This window comes from Klebsiella sp. 10, assembly GCF_018223925.1.
GTDB classification, from domain to species: Bacteria; Pseudomonadota; Gammaproteobacteria; order Enterobacterales; family Enterobacteriaceae; genus Klebsiella; species Klebsiella pneumoniae.
In genome coordinates this window covers 64,390-87,410 of sequence record NZ_JAGRRB010000024.1, presented here as the reverse complement: position 1 = coordinate 87,410, position 23,021 = coordinate 64,390, and the positions used below count along the sequence as shown (strand labels likewise).

General features: G+C 59.7%; 19 protein-coding genes. 17 read left to right on the top strand and 2 right to left on the bottom strand.

What is annotated here, in order from left to right; translation table 11 throughout:
- Positions 1 to 106: 106 nt before the first annotated feature.
- The 11 genes from trmJ (at position 107) to sseB (ending at position 8,942) form a co-directional block, all read left to right on the top strand.
- Positions 107 to 841, top strand: a complete 735-nt coding sequence (gene trmJ, locus KHQ26_RS23955; protein ID WP_002913994.1) for a tRNA (cytosine(32)/uridine(32)-2'-O)-methyltransferase TrmJ — start codon at positions 107 to 109, stop codon at positions 839 to 841.
- A 234-nt stretch (positions 842 to 1,075) separates the two neighbouring features.
- Positions 1,076 to 1,567 (top strand): Fe-S cluster assembly transcriptional regulator IscR, encoded by a 492-nt coding sequence (iscR, locus tag KHQ26_RS23950; RefSeq protein WP_002913993.1) that lies wholly within the window; start codon positions 1,076 to 1,078, stop codon positions 1,565 to 1,567.
- A 178-nt stretch (positions 1,568 to 1,745) separates the two neighbouring features.
- On the top strand, positions 1,746 to 2,960 hold the full coding sequence (gene iscS / locus KHQ26_RS23945; RefSeq protein WP_002913992.1) for a cysteine desulfurase: 1,215 nt from the start codon (positions 1,746 to 1,748) through the stop codon (positions 2,958 to 2,960).
- A gap of 26 nt (positions 2,961 to 2,986) precedes the next feature.
- On the top strand, positions 2,987 to 3,373 hold the full coding sequence (iscU, locus tag KHQ26_RS23940; RefSeq protein ID WP_002913991.1) for a Fe-S cluster assembly scaffold IscU: 387 nt from the start codon (positions 2,987 to 2,989) through the stop codon (positions 3,371 to 3,373).
- Between the two features lie 17 nt (positions 3,374 to 3,390).
- Positions 3,391 to 3,714, top strand: coding sequence for an iron-sulfur cluster assembly protein IscA (gene iscA / locus KHQ26_RS23935; protein WP_002913979.1), 324 nt, complete (start codon positions 3,391 to 3,393; stop codon positions 3,712 to 3,714).
- A gap of 74 nt (positions 3,715 to 3,788) precedes the next feature.
- Complete coding sequence (hscB, locus tag KHQ26_RS23930) at positions 3,789 to 4,304, top strand: co-chaperone HscB (protein ID WP_004174835.1); 516 nt, start codon at positions 3,789 to 3,791, stop codon at positions 4,302 to 4,304.
- Positions 4,305 to 4,319: 15 nt separating this feature from the next.
- Positions 4,320 to 6,170 (top strand): Fe-S protein assembly chaperone HscA, encoded by a 1,851-nt coding sequence (hscA, locus tag KHQ26_RS23925; RefSeq protein ID WP_004149343.1) that lies wholly within the window; start codon positions 4,320 to 4,322, stop codon positions 6,168 to 6,170.
- 1 nt (position 6,171) lies between these two features.
- A complete protein-coding gene (fdx, locus tag KHQ26_RS23920; protein ID WP_002913956.1) occupies positions 6,172 to 6,507 on the top strand; it encodes an ISC system 2Fe-2S type ferredoxin in 336 nt (111 codons plus the stop codon).
- Between the two features lies 1 nt (position 6,508).
- Positions 6,509 to 6,709: a Fe-S cluster assembly protein IscX gene (gene iscX, locus KHQ26_RS23915; protein ID WP_002913954.1), complete on the top strand. Its 201-nt coding sequence runs from the start codon at positions 6,509 to 6,511 to the stop codon at positions 6,707 to 6,709.
- A gap of 70 nt (positions 6,710 to 6,779) precedes the next feature.
- The gene (gene pepB, locus KHQ26_RS23910; RefSeq protein WP_004174836.1) at positions 6,780 to 8,066 is read left to right on the top strand and encodes an aminopeptidase PepB; all 1,287 of its coding nucleotides are present in this window, start codon (positions 6,780 to 6,782) and stop codon (positions 8,064 to 8,066) included.
- A 99-nt stretch (positions 8,067 to 8,165) separates the two neighbouring features.
- A complete protein-coding gene (gene sseB, locus KHQ26_RS23905; RefSeq protein ID WP_002913952.1) occupies positions 8,166 to 8,942 on the top strand; it encodes an enhanced serine sensitivity protein SseB in 777 nt (258 codons plus the stop codon).
- Between the two features lie 70 nt (positions 8,943 to 9,012).
- Here the strand turns inward: sseB and KHQ26_RS23900 are convergent, their stop codons facing one another.
- Together KHQ26_RS23900 and sseA are read right to left on the bottom strand one after the other, a co-directional pair.
- Positions 9,013 to 9,855, bottom strand: coding sequence for a hypothetical protein (locus tag KHQ26_RS23900; protein WP_004174837.1), 843 nt, complete (start codon positions 9,853 to 9,855; stop codon positions 9,013 to 9,015).
- 226 nt (positions 9,856 to 10,081) lie between these two features.
- On the bottom strand, positions 10,082 to 10,939 hold the full coding sequence (gene sseA, locus KHQ26_RS23895; RefSeq protein WP_002913950.1) for a 3-mercaptopyruvate sulfurtransferase: 858 nt from the start codon (positions 10,937 to 10,939) through the stop codon (positions 10,082 to 10,084).
- Positions 10,940 to 11,144: 205 nt separating this feature from the next.
- Between sseA and KHQ26_RS23890 the strand changes: the two genes are divergently transcribed.
- From KHQ26_RS23890 to ispG, 6 genes are all read left to right on the top strand, one after another.
- Positions 11,145 to 16,076, top strand: coding sequence for an alpha-2-macroglobulin family protein (locus KHQ26_RS23890; RefSeq protein ID WP_020803953.1), 4,932 nt, complete (start codon positions 11,145 to 11,147; stop codon positions 16,074 to 16,076).
- The gene (pbpC, locus tag KHQ26_RS23885; protein WP_004174847.1) at positions 16,077 to 18,401 is read left to right on the top strand and encodes a peptidoglycan glycosyltransferase PbpC; all 2,325 of its coding nucleotides are present in this window, start codon (positions 16,077 to 16,079) and stop codon (positions 18,399 to 18,401) included.
- 160 nt (positions 18,402 to 18,561) lie between these two features.
- Complete coding sequence (ndk, locus tag KHQ26_RS23880; RefSeq protein ID WP_004144312.1) at positions 18,562 to 18,993, top strand: nucleoside-diphosphate kinase; 432 nt, start codon at positions 18,562 to 18,564, stop codon at positions 18,991 to 18,993.
- 358 nt (positions 18,994 to 19,351) lie between these two features.
- Positions 19,352 to 20,518 (top strand): bifunctional tRNA (adenosine(37)-C2)-methyltransferase TrmG/ribosomal RNA large subunit methyltransferase RlmN, encoded by a 1,167-nt coding sequence (locus KHQ26_RS23875; RefSeq protein WP_002913894.1) that lies wholly within the window; start codon positions 19,352 to 19,354, stop codon positions 20,516 to 20,518.
- Positions 20,519 to 20,794: 276 nt separating this feature from the next.
- On the top strand, positions 20,795 to 21,790 hold the full coding sequence (gene rodZ, locus KHQ26_RS23870; RefSeq protein ID WP_004174849.1) for a cytoskeleton protein RodZ: 996 nt from the start codon (positions 20,795 to 20,797) through the stop codon (positions 21,788 to 21,790).
- A 26-nt stretch (positions 21,791 to 21,816) separates the two neighbouring features.
- A complete protein-coding gene (ispG, locus tag KHQ26_RS23865; protein ID WP_002913892.1) occupies positions 21,817 to 22,938 on the top strand; it encodes a flavodoxin-dependent (E)-4-hydroxy-3-methylbut-2-enyl-diphosphate synthase in 1,122 nt (373 codons plus the stop codon).
- Positions 22,939 to 23,021 lie beyond the last annotated feature (83 nt).

Genomic DNA, 23,021 nt, shown 5'->3' with positions numbered 1-23,021 from the left:
GGATGTTAAAGAACGGGAAAAAACGGCGCATATAATAGCAGCCAAATCTGCTTATGTCTCCGTTTTATGGTAGCATGCACGAATAATCTTTAGCCGAAGAACCATAATGCTGCAAAATATTCGAATCGTACTGGTAGAAACCTCCCATACCGGCAACATGGGCTCCGTAGCCCGCGCGATGAAAACCATGGGCTTAACTAACCTGTGGCTGGTCAATCCGCTGGTCAAACCTGATTCGCAGGCGATAGCCCTGGCCGCGGGCGCCAGCGACGTGATCGGCAACGCGCAGATTGTCGATACCCTTGATGAAGCGCTGGCAGGCTGTAGCCTGGTGGTTGGCACCAGCGCGCGCTCCCGCACGCTGCCGTGGCCGATGCTCGACCCGCGCGAATGCGGTCTGAAAAGCGTCGCCGAAGGTCAGCATGCGCCGGTGGCGCTGGTCTTTGGCCGCGAGCGCGTTGGTCTGACCAACGATGAACTGCAGAAGTGCCACTATCACGTGGCGATCGCCGCCAACCCGGAGTACAGCTCGCTGAACCTGGCGATGGCGGTGCAGGTTATCGCCTATGAAGTGCGGATGGCCTGGCTAGCGGCGCAGGAGCAAGCGCAGCCGGCGGTTGAGCATGAAGAGGCGCCGTACCCGCTGGTGGACGATCTGGAGCGATTCTACGACCATCTTGAGCAGACGCTGCTGGCGACGGGCTTTATCCGCCCGAATCATCCGGGGCAGGTGATGAACAAGCTGCGTCGTCTGTTCACCCGCGCGCGTCCGGAAAGCCAGGAGTTGAACATCCTGCGCGGCATGCTGGCGTCTATTGAGCAGCAGAATAAAGGTAAGTAACCGCGTTAACGCCGGATGGCGCTTCGCTTATCCGGGCTACGAATCGGGCTCGCCTGGCGGGATGAAGGTGTCAGGCTATGCGGAAGTAAAACGGCACGGAAAGCCAAATACCTGACTAAAACAGTCAAGTAAATAGTTGACCAAATTACTCGGGAATGTCAGACTTGGCCCTGCTATGCAATACCCATATTAATAAAAAGCCCGGCCAGGGGCGAGTTTGAGGTTAAGTAAGACATGAGACTGACATCTAAAGGGCGTTATGCCGTGACCGCGATGCTTGACGTTGCGCTCAACTCTGAAACGGGCCCGGTGCCGTTGGCAGATATTTCAGAGCGTCAGGGAATTTCGCTTTCCTATCTGGAACAGCTGTTCTCTCGCCTGCGTAAAAATGGCCTGGTTTCCAGCGTTCGTGGCCCAGGTGGTGGTTATCTGTTAGGTAAAGATGCCGGCAGTATCGCCGTCGGCGAAGTCATTAGCGCCGTGGACGAATCCGTTGACGCCACCCGTTGCCAGGGCAAGGGCGGCTGTCAGGGCGGCGATAAATGCCTGACTCACGCGCTGTGGCGCGACCTGAGCGAGCGCCTGACCGGCTTCCTGAACAATATCACCCTCGGGGAACTGGTGAATAACCAGGAGATCCTCGATGTTTCCGGTCGTCAGCATCAGCACGAAACCCAGCGCAATGCGCGCACCCAGGACGCGATTGACGTTAAACTGCGCGCCTGAGTGACCCGTCCCGTTTCGGGCTGCGGCTGACAGGGCAAGGCGGCGCGAAGCGGCGGGACAACGATTATAAAGAGCTTTCAGAATCAGGCCGGGATGCTCCGACATTCCGTGTACTCGGTCGTACATCAAGCCGGTTGCCTGATTCCTTGCATTGAGTGATGTACGGAGTTTAAGAGCAATGAAATTACCGATTTACCTCGATTACTCCGCAACCACGCCGGTGGACCCGCGTGTTGCCGAGAAAATGATGCAGTTCCTGACCATGGACGGGACCTTTGGTAACCCGGCCTCCCGTTCCCACCGTTTTGGCTGGCAGGCTGAAGAGGCGGTTGATATCGCCCGCAATCAGATTGCCGAGCTGGTCGGCGCCGACCCGCGCGAAATCGTCTTTACCTCTGGTGCGACTGAATCCGACAACCTGGCGATCAAGGGTGCAGCCAACTTTTATCAGAAAAAAGGCAAGCACATCATCACCAGCAAAACCGAGCATAAAGCGGTTCTGGATACCTGTCGTCAGCTGGAGCGCGAAGGCTTCGAAGTGACCTACCTGGCGCCGCAGAGCAACGGGATTATCGATCTGAAAGAGCTGGAAGCGGCGATGCGTGACGACACCATCCTGGTTTCCATCATGCATGTGAATAACGAAATCGGCGTGGTGCAGGATATCGCTACCATCGGCGAGATGTGTCGCGCCCGCGGTATCATTTACCACGTAGACGCCACCCAGAGCGTGGGCAAGCTGCCTATCGATCTGAGCCAGCTGAAAGTTGACCTGATGTCCTTCTCCGGTCACAAAATCTACGGTCCGAAAGGCATCGGCGCGCTGTACGTACGTCGTAAGCCGCGTATTCGTATCGAAGCGCAAATCCACGGCGGCGGCCACGAGCGCGGTATGCGTTCCGGTACTCTGCCTGTTCACCAGATCGTCGGCATGGGTGAAGCTTACCGTATCGCCAAAGAAGAGATGGAAAGCGAGATGGCGCGTCTGCGCACGCTGCGCAACCGTCTGTGGAACGGCGTGAAGGATATGGAAGAAGTGTACCTCAACGGCGACCTCGAGCAGGGCGCGCCGAACATTCTTAACGTCAGCTTCAACTATGTTGAAGGCGAGTCGCTGATTATGGCGCTGAAAGACCTGGCGGTTTCCTCCGGTTCAGCCTGTACTTCCGCGAGCCTTGAGCCATCCTACGTGCTGCGCGCGTTAGGCATGACTGATGAACTGGCGCACAGTTCTATTCGTTTCTCTTTAGGTCGTTTCACTACCGAAGAAGAGATTGACTATGCCATCGATCTGATTCGCAAATCCATTGGCCGTCTGCGCGAGCTTTCTCCGCTGTGGGAAATGTTCAAACAGGGCGTGGATCTGAACAGCATTGAATGGTCACATCACTAATTCGGCACCAATAAGGAGAATTCATCATGGCTTACAGCGAAAAAGTTATCGATCATTACGAGAATCCGCGCAACGTCGGCTCTTTTGACAACAGCGACGAGAACGTCGGCAGCGGCATGGTCGGCGCGCCGGCCTGCGGCGACGTGATGAAGCTGCAGATTAAAGTCAACAATGAAGGTATCATTGAAGACGCGCGCTTCAAGACCTACGGCTGCGGTTCCGCTATCGCTTCCAGCTCCCTGGTTACCGAGTGGGTGAAGGGCAAATCGCTGGACGAAGCGCAGGCGATCAAGAACACCGATATCGCCGATGAACTGGAACTGCCGCCGGTGAAAATCCACTGCTCGATCCTGGCGGAAGACGCGATTAAAGCCGCGATTGCGGATTACAAAAGCAAACGTGAAGCAAAATAATTAGTTGAGGTTTTGTTATGTCGATTACTCTTAGCGACAGTGCAGCAGCGCGAGTCAATGCCTTCCTGGCGAACCGCGGTAAAGGGTTTGGCCTGCGCCTGGGCGTAAGAACCTCCGGCTGCTCGGGTATGGCCTATGTACTGGAGTTTGTTGACGAGCCGGCGGCTGAAGACACCGTGTTTGAAGACAAAGGCGTGAAGGTCGTGATCGACGGCAAAAGTCTGCAATTCCTCGACGGCACTCAGCTGGACTTCGTCAAAGAAGGCCTCAACGAAGGGTTCAAATTCACTAACCCTAACGTCAAAGATGAGTGCGGCTGCGGCGAAAGCTTTAACGTATAATCGGTACTCCTCAACCCCACCGCGGTCACGCCGCGCGTGGGGTTTTAATTTAGATGTATGACCCTGAGGTTACTATGGACTATTTCACCCTCTTCGGGTTACCAGCCAGCTATACCCTCTCGCTTGAACAACTGGCTGTCCGGTATCAGGATCTGCAGCGCCAGTACCATCCGGATAAATTTGCCAGCGCGCCTGCGGCGGAACAGCTTGCGGCGGTTCAGCATTCCGCCACTATAAACCAGGCCTGGCAGACGCTGCGCCATCCGCTGACTCGCGCAGAATATCTCCTTTCGCTGCATGGCTTCGATCTGGCCAGCGAGCAGCATACCGTTCGCGATACCGCGTTCCTGATGGAACAGCTGGAATTGCGCGAAGAGCTGGATGAGATCGGCCAGGCGAAAGACGACGCGCGGCTGGAAGGTTTTATCAAACGGGTGAAAGCGCTGTTTGATACCCGTCAGCAGCTGATGGTTGACCAATTGCATAATGAGAGCTGGGAGGCGGCGGCGGACACGGTTCGTAAGCTCCGTTTCCTCGATAAACTGCGCAGCAGTGCTGAAGAACTCGAAGAAAAACTGCTCGATTTTTAATTTTCGGAAGCAATTATGGCCTTATTACAAATTAGTGAGCCCGGCCTGAGCGCCGCGCCGCACCAGCGTCGTCTGGCGGCCGGTATCGACCTGGGCACCACCAATTCTCTGGTGGCTACCGTGCGTAGCGGCCAGGCCGAGACTCTGCCCGATCATCAAGGCCGCTATCTGCTGCCGTCGGTGGTGAACTACCACGCTTCGGGGTTGACCGTCGGCTATGACGCCCGGCTTAACGCCGCTCAGGATCCTGCCAATACCATCAGCTCCGTGAAGCGGATGATGGGGCGCTCCCTCGCCGATATTCAAAACCGTTACCCGCATCTGCCGTATCAGCTGCAGGCCAGTGAAAACGGCCTGCCGATGATCCAGACCGCCGGCGGCCTGCTGAACCCGATTCGCGTCTCCGCCGATATCCTCAAAGCGCTGGCCGCCCGGGCGACCGAAGCGCTGGCCGGCGAACTCGACGGCGTGGTCATTACCGTTCCCGCTTACTTCGATGACGCTCAGCGCCAGGGAACCAAAGACGCGGCGCGTCTGGCGGGCCTGCACGTGCTGCGCCTGCTCAATGAGCCGACCGCGGCGGCTATTGCCTACGGCCTCGACTCCGGCCAGGAAGGGGTGATTGCGGTCTACGATCTCGGCGGCGGCACCTTTGATATCTCCATTCTGCGTTTAAGCCGCGGGGTGTTTGAAGTGCTGGCCACCGGCGGCGACTCGGCTCTCGGCGGCGATGATTTCGATCACCTGCTGGCTGACTACCTGCGCGAGCAGGCGGGCTTCAGCGACCGCAGCGATAACCGTCTGCAGCGTGAGCTGCTGGATGCCGCCATCGCGGCGAAAATCGCCTTGAGCGATGCCGAGGCAGCGCACGTCGAGGTCGGCGGCTGGCAGGGCGATATCACCCGCAGCCAGTTTAACGATCTGATTGCCCCGCTGGTAAAACGTACCCTGATGGCCTGCCGTCGGGCGCTAAAAGACGCTGGCGTTGAAGCGCAAGAAGTGCTGGAAGTGGTGATGGTCGGCGGTTCGACCCGCGTGCCGCTGGTGCGTGAGCGCGTTGGCGAGTTCTTCGGTCGCACTCCGCTGACCTCCATTGACCCGGACAAAGTTGTCGCCATCGGCGCGGCGATCCAGGCCGATATCCTGGTGGGCAACAAGCCGGACAGCGAACTGCTGCTGCTCGACGTTATCCCGCTGTCGTTAGGCCTGGAAACCATGGGCGGCCTGGTGGAGAAAGTGATCCCGCGTAATACCACCATTCCGGTGGCCCGCGCGCAGGAGTTTACCACCTTCAAAGATGGCCAGACGGCGATGTCCATTCACGTGATGCAGGGCGAGCGTGAGCTGGTCCAGGATTGCCGTTCGCTGGCGCGCTTTGCGCTGCGCGGTATCCCGGCGCTGCCGGCGGGCGGGGCGCATATTCGCGTTACCTTCCAGGTGGATGCCGATGGCCTGCTGAGCGTTACGGCGATGGAAAAATCGACCGGCGTGGAAGCCTCCATCCAGGTGAAACCGTCTTACGGTCTGACCGATGGCGAAATCGCCACCATGATTAAAGATTCGATGAGCTACGCCGAACAGGATATTCAGGCGCGCATGCTGGCTGAACAGAAAGTGGAAGCCGCGCGCGTACTGGAGAGCCTGACAAGCGCGCTGGCCGCCGACGCCGCGCTGTTAAGCGCCGCGGAGCGTCAGGCCATCGATGCCGCTGCGGAGCAGGTACGCGCCGCCGCGGCAGGCGACGACGCTGACGCGATTAAAGAAGCGATTAAAAATATCGACACACAAACCCAGGAATTCGCCGCTCGCCGTATGGATCAGTCGGTCCGTATCGCGCTGAAAGGCCAATCCGTGGACGAGGTTTAAAATGCCAAAAATTGTATTTCTGCCCCACCAGGACCTGTGTCCGGATGGCATCGTTGTGGAAGCTGAGACCGGTGAAACCATTCTCGATGCCGCGCTGCGTAGCGGTATCGAAATTGAACACGCCTGCGAAAAATCCTGTGCCTGCACCACCTGCCACTGCATCGTGCGTGAAGGTTTTGACTCGCTGGCGGAAAGTAGCGAAGATGAAGACGACATGCTGGATAAAGCCTGGGGGCTGGAACCTGACAGCCGTCTGAGCTGCCAGGCGCGCGTCACCGACGAAGATCTGGTCGTTGAGATCCCGCGTTACACCATCAACCACGCACGCGAGCACTAATATGGCACTGAAATGGACCGACAGCCGTGAAATCGGCGAAGCGCTGTACGACGCTTACCCGGATCTCGACCCGAAAACCGTTCGCTTTACCGACATGCATCAGTGGATTTGCGATTTGGAAGAGTTTGATGATGATCCAAACGCATCCAATGAAAAAATTCTCGAGGCGATTCTGCTAGTCTGGCTAGACGAGGCCGAATAATTTCGCGTTAAGCGAAAACATTTTAACGGGCTGCCATAGGGTGGCCCGTTTGCTAAGAAGGATAATGATAATGACCGAAGCTATGAAGATTACGCTTTCTACTCAGCCAGCCGATGGACGCTGGGGAGAAAAAGCGACCTGGAGCATCAATAACGACGGCATCGCTCTACATCTCAACGGTAAAGACGACCTCGGGCTTATCCAGCGCGCGGCGCGCAAAATTGACGGCATGGGCATCAAGCACGTCGCCCTGAGCGGCGAAGGCTGGAACACCGATCGCGCCTGGGCCTTTTGGGCCGGCTATAAAGGGCCGAAAGGTCAGCGTCAGGTCGAATGGCCATCCCTTGACGACGCGCAGCGCAGCGAGCTGGATAACCGCCTGACGATCATCGACTGGGTGCGCGACACCATCAATGCGCCGGCGGAAGAGCTGGGTCCGGAGCAGCTGGCGCAGCGCGCTGTCGACCTGCTGTGCGGCGTGGCGGGTGAGAAGATAAGCTATCGCATCGCCAAAGGCGAAGATCTGCGCGAGCAGGGCTATCTTGGTCTGCATACCGTGGGCCGCGGCTCCGAGCGCCCGCCGGTTCTGCTGGCGCTGGACTATAACCCGACCGGCGATAAAGAGGCGCCGGTATACGCCTGCCTGGTGGGCAAAGGCATCACCTTTGATTCCGGCGGCTACAGCATCAAGCAAAGCGCCTTTATGGATTCGATGAAATCCGATATGGGCGGTGCGGCGACTATCACCGGCGCGCTGGCTTTTGCCATTACCCGTGGGCTGAACAAACGCGTGAAGCTCTACCTGTGCTGCGCCGACAACCTGATCAGCGGTAACGCCTTCAAACTGGGCGATATTATTCATTATCGCAACGGCAAAACCGTTGAAGTTATGAACACTGACGCGGAAGGCCGCCTGGTGCTGGCGGATGGCCTGATTGACGCCTCGGCGCAGAAGCCAGAGCTGATCATCGACGCCGCTACCCTGACCGGCGCGGCGAAAACCGCGTTGGGCAATGATTACCACGCGCTGTTCAGCTTTGACGATGCGCTGGCGAATCGCCTGCTGGCGAGCGCTCAGGCGGAAAACGAAGCCTTCTGGCGTCTGCCGCTGGCCGAGTTCCACCGCAACCAGCTGCCGTCCAACTTTGCTGACCTGAACAACACCGGCAGCGCGGCCTATCCGGCCGGCGCCAGCACCGCGGCGGGCTTCCTGTCCCACTTCGTGGAAAACTACCATCAGGGTTGGCTGCATATCGACTGTTCGGCAACCTACCGCAAATCTGCCGTTGAGCAGTGGTCGGCGGGCGCCACCGGGCTTGGCGTGCGTACCATTGCTAACCTGCTGACAGCTGAGTAATGGCCTTGCCGGGTGGCGCCCGCGCTTACCCGGCCAGGAAAACCATATGCCCGCGTGGACGAATGGCCGCCGGGCAATTCATTGTGAAGTAGCCAAACTATGTCAGATACAAAAAATGAATTAGAAACCCTGCTGGAAAAAGCGGCGACTGAGCCTGCCCATCGTCCGGCATTTTTCAGCGCTCTGCTGGAGGCCACCGTCTGGGTGCCGGGCAGGGCAGCCGATGGCGAGCAGATTGTCGAAGATAGCGCGCTGGATCTGCAGCATTGGGAAAAAGACGACGGTACCTCGGTGATCCCATTCTTTACCTCGCTGGAGGCGCTGCAGCAGGCGGTGGCGGATGAACAGGCTTTCGTGATGATGCCGGCCCGCACGCTGATGGCGATGACGCTGGGCGAATCGTTATTCCTCAACCCGAAGCTGCCGAGCGGCAAAGAGTTCACCCCACGGGAAATCAGCCATCTGTTAGGCGAAGAGGGCAGCCCACTGAGCACCCAGACGGTACTGGAAGGCGGCGAAGCGCTGCTGCTGTCTGAAGTCGCCGAACCGCCGGCGCAGATGGTCGATTCGCTGACCACGTTGTTCAAAACGCTGAAGACCGTCAAGCGGGCGTTTCTGTGCTCGATTAAAGAGCGCGCCGACGCGCCGGCAAACTTATTGATCGGGATTGAAGCGGAAGGGGATATTGAAGCCATTATCCAGACTACCGGCAGCGTGGCCACCGATACCTTGCCAGGCGACGAACCGATCGATATTTGCCAGGTGGTGGAAGGCGAGAAGGGCATCAGCCACTTTATGATTGCCCATATCACGCCGTTCTATGAAAAGCGCTGGGGCAGCTTCCTGCGCGATTTTAAGCAGAACCGCATTATCTGACAGCGGGGGCGGCAGCCCCCGCTGTTTCTTTCTGCTTCCAGTTCGAGGCACAAAAGCGGGGTGGCAAAAGCTAATGCAGGGCGGCAAAGATTCGCGGATAGGCAGACACCATGTGATAGAGGAGAAATCCCGTCACGCACAGTGTGACAATGCCGTTGAAGAGCGCCATATCCCCGCGCCAGGCCCGGCACCTCTCTTCGCCCAGCAGAGAACGTAGCGCTGCCACCAGCCCGCCGACCAGCATAAACGCCAGTAACACCCCTGCCATTTGCGCGATAACAATGTACCAGCCCAGCGGCGTATTCACGCCCCGGGCGCTCATCAGCGCGATCTGCGCCGGCAAAATCGTCTGGAACCCGAGGGTAAGTATCATGAGAAGACGCAGGTCCGCCAGCTGAGCGTCGAACGTGCGGGCCAGGCGCCGGGCGTCACGCAGGAGCAGCACCCCTGACGCCACCGCCGCGGCAACGCTGATGTGCTGGAGAATAAAAATATATAACGCCAGGGTTCCGGATGGGACCCGGGACAAAAAGAACAGATTGCAAAAGACCATGACCAGCAGGCCAAATTTTGTGACCCAGGCACGGAATACCTCGCCGGGCCAGCGCCGGCTTGACGCTGGGTTATGCATCATCCACGCGGCAAGGGTCGACTTACCGTAACCGGGCGCGAGCAGCACCATCAGAAAACCCAGCAGCGCCTGATGGCAATAGGTGACTAACGGAACGTCTTCGAGAGTGACCCCGAGAAAGCGGGTATACACGGAGACTGGCGCAGGCACCAGGCTTAGCCATGTCCGGTTCCATTGCGGCCAAAAATAAAGGATCGCGCCGCCTGCCAGCAGGCCAGCTATACCTCCCAGCCAGGGAAGGCGCGGTGAATAAGCCGAATGTGGGTTAGAGACTAATGCCATTTTCACTCCTTGTGGTGACATCAGATTGGGATGGACTGGATGCGCTATCAGCCCTGAGGAATTCTGTACCAGTGCTCTGCCTCCGCATCAGGCAAAGCGAACTCGACAGGTACAAGCCCTGCGGCAGCACAGAGTAACCGGTTTAGCGAGAAGCAGAAGAAAGTGGGAGAGAAAATCAGAAATTATTTAGTGACCGCGGAACGGGAGGCCCGCGGTCACGCCGTGTTTACGGAGCGGCAGGGGCCGGTTCAATCGGCAGATCGCTCCGCGCGCCCCATTCGCTCCAGGAGCCGTCATACAGGCAGACGCCGTTCACGCCAAGCGTGGTGAGCGCCAGCACGACCACCGCCGCCGTCACCCCCGAGCCGCAGCTGGCGATGATCGGCCGTTCAAAATCGACACCCTGACGTAAAAAGATGTCGTTCAGCTCGTCAACGGTTTTCAGTTCGCCGTTAATCACCAGATCCGTCCACGGTACGTTCAGCGCGCCGGGGATATGCCCGCGGCGCAGGCCCGGGCGCGGTTCGTCGGCCTGGCCGTTAAACCGGGCCGCCGGACGGGCATCGACAATCTGCGCCGATCCTTCATGGCTGACCAACAGGACGTCGGTCAGACGCTTAATTTGCTGAGGATCGAACCGCACGTCGAATTCCCCTTCGGCCACCTCCGGCATCCCTTGTTCCAGCGGCAGTTCGTCGCGCCGCCAGCCCTCCAGCCCGCCGGCCAGAATTGACACCTTCTCTACGCCAAAGGTGCGCAGCATCCACCACGCGCGCGGGGCGGAAAACAGATTGCCTTCGTCATAGACCACCAGATGCTTATCGCTGCAGACGCCCAGTTCGCGCATGGCGACGGCAAACGCTTCGGCCCGCGGCATCATATGCGGCAGCGGACTGGTGTGGTCGGATAGCGCCTCGATATCGAAAAACAGCGCGTTCGGCACATGGCCGGCGCGGTATTCCGCGGCCATATCCCGCAGGGCCTCCTGCCCGGCGGGCGCCATGCGGGCGTCGATAATCTGAATTTCCGGGTCATCAATATGTTCTGCCAGCCAGTCGGCAGCGACAAAAAACGAGGTGGACATAGGTGCCTCCGTTTTATTATTCATGACTGAATTGTCGGCGTTTTAGCTGGCGCTGACAAGTTAAGGACGCCAGAGTGGGGACGGCGTCACGGCACTTTTCTGATTAATCGGCAGAAACCCGCTTCGTCACTGTTGAGAAGCGCCGCCATAACGCATAATAAATGTGACAAATTGCATCAGGCTCATCGGCCGAGGGGTTAGAAGGATGAAACCATTTCGTTTAGCGGCGCTATCACTGGCGCTCCTTACCGCATTTTCATTAACCGGGTGTGATGACAGCGGTACACCGCAGGCCTCGGCCCCGGCGCCAGCCGCGACGGCAAAACCGGACCGCGCCCAGCTGGCGGCGCTGGCGGAAAAAAGCCAGGGTAAAGCGCTGACGCTCCTCGACGCCTCGGAGGTGCAACTGGATGGCGCCGCGACCTTGGTGCTGACGTTTTCCGTCCCGCTGCAGCCGGACCAGGATTTCTCCCGCAGCGTGCATCTGGTCGACAAGAAAAGCGGTAAGGTGGACGGTGCCTGGGAGCTGGCGCCGAATCTGAAAGAGCTGCGTCTGCGTCACCTTGAGCCAAAGCGCGAGCTGATTGTCTCGGTCGACCCGACGCTGACCGCCCTGAACAAGGCGACGCTTGATAAACCGTTTGAGAAGACCCTGACCACCCGCGATATCGCGCCGAGCGTTGGGTTTGCCAGCCGCGGCTCGCTGCTGCCGGGCAACGTGGTCGCCGGGCTGCCGGTGATGGCGCTGAACGTCGATAATGTCGACGTTAATTTCTTCCGCATTAAGCCGGAATCGCTCTCCGCCTTTGTCAGTCAGTGGGAATACCGTAACTCGTTAAGCAACTGGGAATCTGATGAACTGCTGAAGATGGCGGATCTGGTCTACAGCGGCCGCTTCGATCTCAACCCGGCGCGTAATACTCGCGAAAAGCTGCTGCTGCCGCTGAGCGACATCAAGCCGCTCCAGCAGCCTGGCGTCTACGTGGCGGTCATGAACCCGGCGGGCCGTTATAGCTACAGCAACGCGGCGACGCTGTTTACCCTCAGCGATATCGGCGTCTCGGCGCATCGCTACCATAACCGGCTGGAAGTTTTTACCCAGAGTCTGGAAAACGGCGCCGCCCAGTCGGGTATTGAGGTGCAGTTGCTCAATGCCAAAGGGCAGACCCTGGCGGAAGCGAAAAGCGACAGCCAGGGCCACGTCACCCTGCAAACCGATAAAGAAGCCGCGCTGCTGCTGGCGCGCAAAGAGGGGCAGACCACGCTCCTCGACCTCAAGCTGCCGGCGCTGGATCTGGCGGAATTCTCTATCGCAGGGGCGCCCGGCTTTAGCAAACAGTTCTTTATGTTTGGCCCGCGCGATCTCTATCGTCCCGGCGAAACGGTGATCCTTAATGCGCTGTTGCGCGATAGCGACGGCAAGCCGCTGGCGGAGCAGCCGGTGAAACTGGAGGTGGTTCAGCCGGACGGCCAGGTGATCCGCTCGGTGATGAGTAAACCAGTGAATGGCCTGTACCAGTTTACTTATCCGCTCGACAGCGGCGCGGCTACCGGCATGTGGCACATTCGCGCCAGCGCCGGCGACAACCAGCCGCGCGAATGGGATTTCCACGTTGAAGACTTTATGCCGGAACGCATGGCCCTGAACCTGACGCCGCAGGCCGCGCCAGTCGCGCCGGATGCCGACGTCACCTTTGGCGTTAGCGGCGCTTATCTCTACGGCGCGCCGGCCAGCGGCAACCAGCTGCAGGGCAAGCTGTTCCTGCGCCCGCTGCGCGACGCCGTCGCTGCGCTGCCGGGCTTCCAGTTCGGCGATATTGCGGAAGAAAACCTCTCCCGTAGTCTGGATGAAGTCCAGCTGACGCTGGACGAAAAAGGCCATGGCGAAGTGACTACCTCAAGCCAGTGGCAGGATAGCCATTCGCCGCTGCAGGTGGTGTTGCAGGCCAGCCTGCTGGAATCCGGCGGTCGCCCGGTGACCCGTACGGTTAAGCAGCCGATCTGGCCCGCCGAGGCGCTGCCGGGGATCCGCCCGCAATTTACGCTGAAGGACGTTTACGATTACCGCACCGATACCACCGTGAAACAGCCGGTGGTGGATGAAAACAGTAACGCCGCGTTTGATATCGTCTATGCCGACGTCAAAGGCGAGAAAAAAGCGATCTCCGGTCTCCAGGTGCGGCTGATCCGCGAGCGACGCGACTACTACTGGAACTGGTCCGACAGCGAAGGCTGGCAGTCGCAGTTCGATCAAAAAGATCTGCAGGAGGGCGAGGAGTCGCTAGACCTGCAGGCCGGCCAGATCGGCAAAGTGAGCTTCCCGGTGGAGTGGGGATCCTATCGCCTGGAGGTGAAAGGACCGGACGACGTGGTCAGCAGCGTGCGCTTCTGGGCGGGCTACAGCTGGCAGGATAACAGCGAAGGCGCCGGCGCGGCGCGTCCTGACCGGGTCACCATGAAGCTGGATAAACCGAGCTATAAACCGGGCGACACCATCAGGCTGCACATCGCCGCCCCGGCGGCGGGTAAAGGCTACGCAATGGTGGAATCCAGCGAAGGGCCGCTGTGGTGGCAGGAAATTGACGTCCCGGCGGAGGGGATGGACCTGTCGATCCCGGTGGATAAAACCTGGAATCGCCACGACCTCTACCTCAGCACGCTGGTGGTTCGTCCCGGCGATAAATCGCGCTCGGCAACGCCGAAACGCGCGGTGGGCCTGCTGCATCTGCCGCTGGGCGATGAAAACCGTCGCCTGACGCTGGCGCTGGAGGCCCCGGACAAAATGCGCCCCAACCAGCCGCTGACGGTGAAAGTGAAAGCCAGCGTCAAAGAGGGCGAGGCGCCGAAACAGGTCAATGTCCTGCTCTCGGCGGTGGATAGCGGGGTACTGAATATCACCGATTACGCTACCCCGGATCCGTGGAACGCCTTCTTTGGCCAGAAGCGTTACGGCGCAGATATCTATGACATCTACGGCCAGGTGATCGAAGGGCAGGGGCGGGTGGCCAGCCTGCGCTTCGGCGGCGATGGCGACGAGTTAAAACGCGGCGGCAAACCGCCGGTTAACCACGTGACGATCGTCGCCCAGCAGGCGCAGCCGGTGGTATTGAACGATCAGGGCGAAGGCACGGTGACGTTACCCATTGGCGATTTTAACGGCGAGCTGCGGGTGATGGCCCAGGCGTGGACGGCGGATGACTTCGGCAGCAGCGAAGATAAAGTGGTGGTGGCCGCCCCGGTCATCGCCGAACTGAACACCCCGCGCTTCCTCGCCAGCGGCGATACCACACGGCTGGCGCTGGATCTCAGCAATCTGACCGACAAACCGCAAACCCTGCAGGTACATCTTACCGCCAGCGGGCTGGTGACCTTGACCGATGGCCAACTGCCGCCGGTACAGCTGGCGCCGGGGGCGCGCAGCACGCTGTTTATACCAGTGAGCGCGCTGGCGGGCTTCGGCGATGGTCAGGTTAATGCCACCATCAGCGGCCTGAGCCTGCCGGGCGAAACCTTCGCCCCGCTGCAAAAACAGTGGAAAATCGGCGTGCGTCCGGCGTACCCGGCACAGACCGTCAACAGCGGCGCAGTGCTGCAGCCAGGTGAAAGCTGGCAGCCGCCGGCGGCGCAGAGCCAGGGCTTTGCCCCGCAAACGCTGCAGGGCCAACTGCTGCTCAGCGGTAAACCACCGTTGAATCTCGCCCGCTATATCCGCGAGCTGAAAGCCTATCCTTACGGCTGCCTTGAGCAGACCGCCAGCGGCCTGTTCCCGTCCCTGTATACCAGCGCGGCGCAGCTAAAGGCGCTGGGCATTAGCGGGGACAGCGACGAAAAACGCCGCGCGGCCATCGATGTCGGTATTTCACGCCTGCTGCAGATGCAGCTGGAAAACGGCGGCTTTGCGCTATGGGATAGAGAGGGGCCGGAAGAGTACTGGCTGACCGCCTACGCCATGGACTTCCTCGTGCGCGCCAGCGAGCAGGGCTATAGCGTACCGGTCAACGCCATTAATAAAGGCAACGAGCGCCTGCTGCGCTATCTGCAGGAGCCGGGCCTGATGACCGTGCGCTACAGCGACGACGCCCAGGCTAGCCGCTTTGCCGCTCAGGCCTATGCCGCGCTGGTGCTGGCGCGTCAGCAAAAAGCGCCGCTCGGCGCCTTGCGTGAAATCTGGAGCCGTCACGACCAGGCGCGATCCGGCTTGCCGCTGCTGCAGCTCGGCATTGCGCTGAAAACCATGGGCGATGCGCCGCGCGGCGACGCCGCCCTGAAGCTGGCGGTTGCCACCCCGCGCCAGGATGAGAATCGTTGGCTGGGCGATTACGGTAGCCCGCTGCGCGATAACGCCCTGAAGCTGGCGCTGCTGGAAGAGAATAAGCTGCTGCCGGAGGTGCAAAATCAGCTGTTGAGCACGCTGTCGGAAGAGGCCTATGGCCAGCGCTGGCTGTCGACCCAGGAAACCAACGCCTTGTTCCTTGCCGGACGTACGCTGGCGGACCTGCCGGGCAGCTGGCAGGCGCAAACCTCGCTGCAGGCGGAGCCGCTGGCCGGCGACAAAGCGCAAACCCGCAATCTCGACGGCGATCGGCTGGCGGCGCTGCAGGTGAGTAATACCGGCAGTCAGCCGCTGTGGCTGCGTCTCGACAGCAGCGGCTATCCGCAAAGCGCGCCGCAGCCGGGCGGTAACGTCCTGGGGATTGAACGCACTATTTTCGATACCCAGGGGCAGCAGAAATCGCTGTCTTCACTGCGCAGCGGCGAACTGGTGCTCGTCAAGCTGGAGGTGACCGCCAAACGCAACGTGCCTGACGCGCTGGTGGTTGATCTGTTGCCAGCCGGTCTGGAGCTGGAAAACCAGAATCTGGCCAACAGCAGCGCCAGCCTGCAGGAGAATGGCGACGCGGTGCAAAACCTGCTTAACCAGATGCAGCAGGCGGATATTCAGCATATCGAGTTCCGCGATGACCGTTTCGTCGCTGCCGTCGCTGTCAATGAAGGCCAGCCGGTGACGCTGGTCTATCTGGCGCGGGCGGTGACGCCGGGCACTTATCAGGTCCCGCAGCCGCAGGTGGAATCGATGTATGCGCCGCAGTGGCGGGCGACAGGAGCGGCCAGCGGTCCGCTCACCGTGACGCCGTAAATGCGCGTATTGCCTCGGGTAAAACGCCGCTGGCGCTGGCTGGCGGCGTTTATTTTTCTGCTGTGGCTGGCGGTGCTGGCGGCCGATCGCCTGTGGCCGCTGCCGCTGCATGACGTCACGCCTGCCCGTGTGGTTGTGGCGGAAGACGGGACGCCGCTGTGGCGGTTTGCCGACGCGCAGGGCGTCTGGCGTTATCCGGTCACGCTCGCCGACGTGTCGCCGCGCTATCTGCAGGCGCTCATCCAGTATGAAGACCGCTGGTTCTGGCGCCATCCGGGGGTCAATCCCTTCGCGGTGCTGCGCGCCGCCTGGCAGGATCTTACTTCCGGGCGAGTTATCTCGGGCGGCAGCACGCTTACCATGCAGGTGGCACGCCTGCTTGATCCCCATCCACGCACCTTCGGCGGCAAGCTGCGCCAGCTGTGGCGAGCGCTGCAGCTGGAGTGGCATCTGTCAAAAAGCGACATTCTAACCCTCTATTTGAACCGCGCGCCGTTTGGCGGCACCCTGCAGGGGATCGGCGCGGCCAGCTGGGCCTATCTCGGTAAGCCGCCTGCCCGGCTTAGCTACGGCGAGGCGGCGATGCTGGCGGTACTTCCCCAGGCGCCCAGTCGTTTACGTCCGGACCGCTGGCCGCAGCGGGCCCAGGCGGCGCGTGATAAAGTGCTTACGCGAATGGTCAGCCAGGGCGTCTGGCCGGAGCAGGCTGTAAAGGAAGCGATGGAGGAGCCAGTATGGCTGTTTCCGCGCCAGATGCCGCAGCTGGCGCCGCTTTTTTCACGCCGCGCGCTGGCGACCAGTCGTGATGAAAAGGTGGTGACGACTCTGGATGCCGGACTGCAGCGGCAACTGGAAGATCTGGCGCTGAACTGGAAATCGCGCCTGCCGCCGCGCAGTTCGCTGGCGGTGGTCGTCGTCGACCACACGGATATGAAAGTTCGCGGCTGGGTGGGCTCGGCGGATATCACCGACGACAGCCGCTTCGGCCATATTGATATGGTCTCGGCGGTACGCTCGCCGGGGTCGGTGCTGAAACCCTTTATCTACGCGATGGCGATGGATGAGGGGCTGATTCACCCGGCATCGCTATTACAGGATGTGCCACGGCGTTTTAGCGATTATCGCCCCGGTAATTTCGACAGCGGGTTTCATGGCCCGGTGAGCGCCAGCGAGGCTCTGGTGCGTTCGTTGAATCTGCCGGCGGTGCAGGTGCTCGAAGCCTATGGACCAAAACGCTTTGCGGCTAATTTACGCAACGCCGGGCTGCCCCTGACGCTGCCCGCTGGCGCAGAGCCGAATCTGTCGCTAATCCTCGGCGGCGCCGGGGCGCGGCTGGAAGATATTGTCGCGGCGTACAGCGCCTTCGCCCGCCATGGCAAGGCGGCGCGGCTGCGCCTGAAGCCGAGCGATCCATTGACCGAGCGCGCGCTGATGTCGCCCGGGGCGGCATGGATCGTCCGGCGTATTTTGGCCGGCGAAGCGCAACCGGTTCCCGATGCCTCGCTGCCGCAGGCGGTGCCGCTGGCGTGGAAAACCGGCACCAGCTACGGCTATCGCGACGCGTGGGCGGTCGGCCTCAATGCGCGATATCTGATAGGCATCTGGACCGGGCGCCCGGACGGTACGCCGGTGGTGGGCCAGTTTGGCTTCGCCAGCGCCGTACCGCTGCTCAACCAGGTCAATAATCTGCTGCTGGCCCGCCCGGCGATGAGCCGCGGCGGGCTGCCGAGCGATCCGCGCCCGGCAACGGTCAGCCAGGGGACAATCTGCTGGCCTGGCGGGCAGGATCTGCCGGCGGGCGACAGCAACTGTCGTCGTCGCCTGGCCAGCTGGCTTTTGGATGCCAGCCAGCCGCCGACTCTGCTGCTGCCGGGGCAGGAGAGCGTACGCGGGATCCGCTTCCCGGTGTGGCGCAATGAACACGGCGAACGGGTGGCGGCGGATTGTCCCGGCGCTCGGGAAAGCCAGGTCGAAGTCTGGCCGCTGCCGCTGGATCCCTGGCTGCCGGCCAGCGAAAGGCGGCGCGCGCGCCTGGGACCGGCATCGGAGTCATGCCCGCCGTTACAGACTCAGGATACCGCGCCGCTGGTGCTGTCCGGCATCCGTGATGGGGCGGTGATAAAACGTCTCCCGGGTGAGGCGCGGGTGATGTTGCCGCTACAAACCAGCGGTGGGGAGGGGCGGCGCTGGTGGTTTATTAATGGCGAACCGTTAGAGGCCGCCGGCGCAAGAACCACGCTAATGCTGGATAAACCCGGCGAGTGGCAGTTGGTGGTGATGGATGAAGCGGGTCAGACGGCGGCCGCCAGCTTCACCCTGCAATAACCAGGGTGAATTTGTTGTTGGCGGTTTGTGTTTTCAATACTCATCTTATTTTAACAAAATGTTACCTTCATCCGTAGGCAGGGGCGGGGATGCTCATTATAATGCGCGCCAGGCCATACAATCGTATGTGCAACAACAGAACATTTAATTAGAGGTAATCATGGCTATTGAACGTACTTTTTCCATCATCAAACCAAACGCGGTGGCAAAAAACGTTATTGGCAGCATCTTTTCCCGCTTTGAAGCTGCAGGGTTCAAAATCGTCGGCACCAAAATGCTGCACCTGACCGTTGAACAGGCTCGTGGTTTCTATGCTGAGCACGAAGGTCGCCCGTTCTTCGACGGTCTGGTTGAGTTCATGACCTCCGGCCCGATCGTGGTTTCCGTTCTGGAAGGCGAAAATGCGGTACAGCGTCACCGTGACCTGCTGGGCGCCACCAATCCGGCAAACGCCCTGGCGGGTACCCTGCGCGCTGACTACGCTGACAGCTTCACCGAGAACGGCACCCACGGTTCCGACTCTGTAGAATCCGCTGCCCGCGAAATCGCGTTCTTCTTTGCTGAAGGCGAGGTTTGCCCGCGCACTCGCTAATCTCCTGCGTCTTTCACGCCACAGCATTGTTGGCTTCCTTCGCGCACCCCGGTCACATAGTTATCTATGCTCCCGGGGATTAATGAGAGGCTCCTGCCTCTCACCGGAGGCCAGCCTACGGCTGGTCAAATTCGTTCCCGACGAATTTGTCACTTGCTTGCCGCCTTGCGACAATCGAAAAGCCTTAGAGGATTGAGCAGTCAGTTACAGATTTTTTTTCATTGCTTTGTGCAAACGTGGCAATGATGCGCCAGAATTTGTAGAATATAGCGCCCCTGGACGAGCAGTCGCTCTCCGGGGCGTTTCTTTTTCAACCCACCTGGGGCCATAACGTGTAATAACGAGGCCGGAAAATATTATGTCTGAACAAATTGTCACGCCTGATACCGCCGCTCTGACGGTGCCGAACAAAGATGCCAAAATCAACCTGCTGGATTTAAACCGTCAGCAGATGCGCGAGTTTTTCAAAAACATGGGCGAGAAGCCTTTCCGCGCCGATCAGGTGATGAAATGGATGTATCACTACTGCTGCGACGACTTTGATGAGATGACCGACATCAACAAAGTCCTGCGCAGTAAACTGAAAGAAGTGGCGGAGATCCGCGCCCCGGAAGTGGTTGAAGAGCAACGCTCAACCGACGGGACCATTAAATGGGCGATTGCCGTTGGCGATCAGCGCGTCGAGACCGTCTATATCCCGGAAGAAGACCGCGCCACCCTGTGCGTCTCCTCCCAGGTAGGCTGCGCGCTGGAGTGCAAATTCTGCTCCACCGCCCAGCAGGGCTTTAACCGCAACCTGCGGGTATCCGAAATTATCGGCCAGGTCTGGCGCGCGGCGAAGATCGTCGGCGCGGTGAAGACCACCGGCGTGCGTCCCATTACCAACGTAGTAATGATGGGCATGGGCGAGCCGCTGCTGAACCTCAACAACGTCGTTCCGGCGATGGAAATCATGCTCGACGATTTCGGCTTTGGCCTTTCCAAGCGTCGTGTGACCTTGTCTACCTCCGGCGTGGTGCCGGCGCTGGATAAACTCGGCGATATGATCGACGTTGCGCTGGCGATCTCCTTGCACGCGCCGAACGACACCATTCGTGACGAAATCGTCCCGATCAACAAAAAGTACAACATCGAGACGTTCCTCAACTCGGTGCGCGGCTATATTTCGAAGTCCAACGCCAACCAGGGCCGGGTGACCATCGAGTACGTGATGCTGGATCACGTCAACGACGGCACCGAGCACGCCCATGAGCTGGCGGCGCTGCTGAAAGATACGCCGTGCAAGATCAACCTGATCCCATGGAACCCGTTCCCGGGCGCGCCGTATGGCCGCAGCTCCAACAGCCGCATCGACCGTTTCTCCAAAGTCCTGATGGAGTACGGCTTTACGACCATCGTGCGTAAAACGCGCGGCGACGATATCGATGCCGCCTGCGGCCAGCTGGCGGGCGACGTCATTGACCGTACCAAGCGTACGCTGCGTAAGCGGATGCAGGGCGAAGCGATTGACGTAAAAGCGGTCTGACAAATGATGACCCGTGCAGCGCAGGCGGCACGGGTCATATTTATGGCCGATAGCCAGGCGAAATACGCTGATTCGGTTAATAATTACGGTGCGTTTTTGTCGACTTTGAGGCAGTATGTAGCGGCACAACAACCGCTTAGCATTCAATTTTGATTCGTCTCTGTGATCGCGCGGCTGACAGTCCTATACTGTGAGGCTGACGTAGCACAGATGTCTCGCGGCGCCGGCTTTTTCCCGCGCTGAACTTTAAATTTCACGTACCAGTAGTTGTAGCGAATGAATACTGAAGCCACTCAAGATCATCAAGAAGCAAACACCACGGGCGCGCGTCTGCGTCACGCCCGCGAACAACTCGGACTTAGCCAGCAAGCGGTGGCCGAACGCTTATGCCTGAAGGTGTCCACGGTTCGTGATATTGAAGACGATAAGGCCCCCGCCGACCTCGCCTCCACCTTCCTGCGCGGGTACATCCGCTCCTACGCTCGCCTCGTACATATTCCAGAAGACGAGCTGCTGCCGATGATGGCCAAGCAGGCGCCCATCCGCGCGGCGAAAGTCGCGCCAATGCAGAGTTTCTCTTTAGGCAAGCGCCGCAAAAAGCGCGACGGCTGGCTGATGAGCTTCACCTGGCTGGTGCTGTTTGTGGTTATCGGTCTGAGCGGCGCCTGGTGGTGGCAAGACCATAAGGCGCAGCAGGAAGAGATTTCGACCATGGCCGATCAGTCTTCCGCAGAGCTGAACGGCGGCGACGCCAACAGCCAGAACGTGCCGCTGGATACCAGCGCCCCTGCAGCCCCGACCGCCGATAGCGCCGCGAACAGCGCGCCAACCGATACCGCCAGCGCACCGACCACCAGCGCGCCGGCCCAGACGCCAGCGGATAATAACGCTGTCGTGGCGCCTTCCCAGGCCAATGTCGATACCGCGGGGACGACGCCGGCAGCTCCGGCTACCACCCCAGCCTCGCCGTTGCCGACCGATCAGGCGAACGTCACGACTCCGGCGGCGTCGGCGCAGGATCTGGTGATGAACTTTTCCGCCGACTGCTGGCTGGAAGTGAGCGATGCCACCGGTAAAAAACTGTTCAGCGGCCTGCAGCGTAAAGGCGGTAACCTGAACCTGAGCGGTCAGGCGCCGTATAAGCTGAAAATTGGCGCCCCGGCCGCGGTACAGATCCAGTATCTGGGCAAGCCTGTCGATTTAAGTCGTTTTATCAGAACTAACCAGGTTGCGCGTCTGACCCTCAATGCCGAAGCATCACCGGCGCAGTAACAGACGGGTAACGCGGGAGATTTTTCATGCATAACCAGGCTCCGATTCAACGTAGAAAATCTAAACGTATTTACGTTGGTAATGTGCCAATTGGCGATGGGGCTCCCATCGCCGTTCAGTCAATGACCAATACGCGCACCACCGATGTGGCGGCGACCGTAAATCAAATCAAAGCGTTAGAGCGCGTAGGCGCGGACATTGTCCGTGTCTCTGTTCCGACGATGGACGCTGCTGAGGCGTTCAAACTTATCAAACAGCAGGTTAACGTCCCGCTGGTCGCCGATATCCACTTTGACTACCGTATTGCGCTGAAAGTGGCGGAATATGGCGTCGACTGCCTGCGTATCAACCCGGGCAACATCGGCAACGAAGAGCGCATCCGCATGGTTGTAGATTGCGCTCGCGATAAAAACATCCCGATCCGCATCGGCGTCAACGCCGGCTCGCTGGAAAAAGATCTGCAGGAAAAATATGGCGAGCCGACGCCGCAGGCGCTGCTCGAATCCGCCATGCGTCATGTCGATCATCTCGATCGTCTGAACTTCGATCAGTTTAAAGTCAGCGTTAAAGCCTCCGATGTCTTCCTGGCGGTGGAATCCTATCGTCTGCTGGCGAAACAGATCGATCAGCCGCTGCATCTCGGGATCACCGAAGCGGGCGGCGCGCGCAGCGGCGCGGTAAAATCGGCGATCGGTCTGGGACTACTGCTGTCCGAGGGGATCGGCGATACGCTGCGCGTCTCGCTGGCGGCGGATCCGGTGGAAGAGATCAAGGTCGGCTTCGATATCCTCAAATCTCTGCGTATTCGTTCCCGCGGCATTAACTTTATCGCCTGCCCGACCTGTTCACGCCAGGAGTTTGACGTTATCGGTACGGTGAATGCTCTGGAGCAGCGTCTGGAAGATATCATCACCCCGATGGATGTTTCGATCATCGGTTGCGTGGTGAACGGCCCGGGCGAAGCGCTGGTCTCCACCCTTGGCGTCACCGGCGGCAACAAGAAAAGCGGCCTGTATGAAGACGGCGTGCGTAAAGATCGCCTGGACAACAACGACATGATCGACCAGCTGGAAGCGCGGATCCGCGCCAAAGCCTCGATGCTCGATGAAGCCCGTCGGATTGACGTTCAACAGGTTGAAGCAAAATAACGTGTTGGGAAGCGATACGCTTCCCGTGTATGATTGAACCTGCGGGCGCGAGGCGCCGGGGTTCATTTTTGTATATATAAAGA

Bases quoted from the DNA above. Each gene is read 5' to 3' on its own strand.
- trmJ (WP_002913994.1), top strand. From the start codon at position 107: ATGCTGCAAAATATTCGAATCGTACTGGTAGAAACCTCCCATACCGGC.
- iscR (WP_002913993.1), top strand. From the start codon at position 1,076: ATGAGACTGACATCTAAAGGGCGTTATGCCGTGACCGCGATGCTTGAC.
- iscS (WP_002913992.1), top strand. From the start codon at position 1,746: ATGAAATTACCGATTTACCTCGATTACTCCGCAACCACGCCGGTGGAC.
- iscU (WP_002913991.1), top strand. From the start codon at position 2,987: ATGGCTTACAGCGAAAAAGTTATCGATCATTACGAGAATCCGCGCAAC.
- iscA (WP_002913979.1), top strand. From the start codon at position 3,391: ATGTCGATTACTCTTAGCGACAGTGCAGCAGCGCGAGTCAATGCCTTC.
- hscB (WP_004174835.1), top strand. From the start codon at position 3,789: ATGGACTATTTCACCCTCTTCGGGTTACCAGCCAGCTATACCCTCTCG.
- hscA (WP_004149343.1), top strand. From the start codon at position 4,320: ATGGCCTTATTACAAATTAGTGAGCCCGGCCTGAGCGCCGCGCCGCAC.
- fdx (WP_002913956.1), top strand. From the start codon at position 6,172: ATGCCAAAAATTGTATTTCTGCCCCACCAGGACCTGTGTCCGGATGGC.
- iscX (WP_002913954.1), top strand. From the start codon at position 6,509: ATGGCACTGAAATGGACCGACAGCCGTGAAATCGGCGAAGCGCTGTAC.
- pepB (WP_004174836.1), top strand. From the start codon at position 6,780: ATGACCGAAGCTATGAAGATTACGCTTTCTACTCAGCCAGCCGATGGA.
- sseB (WP_002913952.1), top strand. From the start codon at position 8,166: ATGTCAGATACAAAAAATGAATTAGAAACCCTGCTGGAAAAAGCGGCG.
- KHQ26_RS23900 (WP_004174837.1), bottom strand. From the start codon at position 9,855: ATGGCATTAGTCTCTAACCCACATTCGGCTTATTCACCGCGCCTTCCC.
- sseA (WP_002913950.1), bottom strand. From the start codon at position 10,939: ATGTCCACCTCGTTTTTTGTCGCTGCCGACTGGCTGGCAGAACATATT.
- KHQ26_RS23890 (WP_020803953.1), top strand. From the start codon at position 11,145: ATGAAACCATTTCGTTTAGCGGCGCTATCACTGGCGCTCCTTACCGCA.
- pbpC (WP_004174847.1), top strand. From the start codon at position 16,077: ATGCGCGTATTGCCTCGGGTAAAACGCCGCTGGCGCTGGCTGGCGGCG.
- ndk (WP_004144312.1), top strand. From the start codon at position 18,562: ATGGCTATTGAACGTACTTTTTCCATCATCAAACCAAACGCGGTGGCA.
- KHQ26_RS23875 (WP_002913894.1), top strand. From the start codon at position 19,352: ATGTCTGAACAAATTGTCACGCCTGATACCGCCGCTCTGACGGTGCCG.
- rodZ (WP_004174849.1), top strand. From the start codon at position 20,795: ATGAATACTGAAGCCACTCAAGATCATCAAGAAGCAAACACCACGGGC.
- ispG (WP_002913892.1), top strand. From the start codon at position 21,817: ATGCATAACCAGGCTCCGATTCAACGTAGAAAATCTAAACGTATTTAC.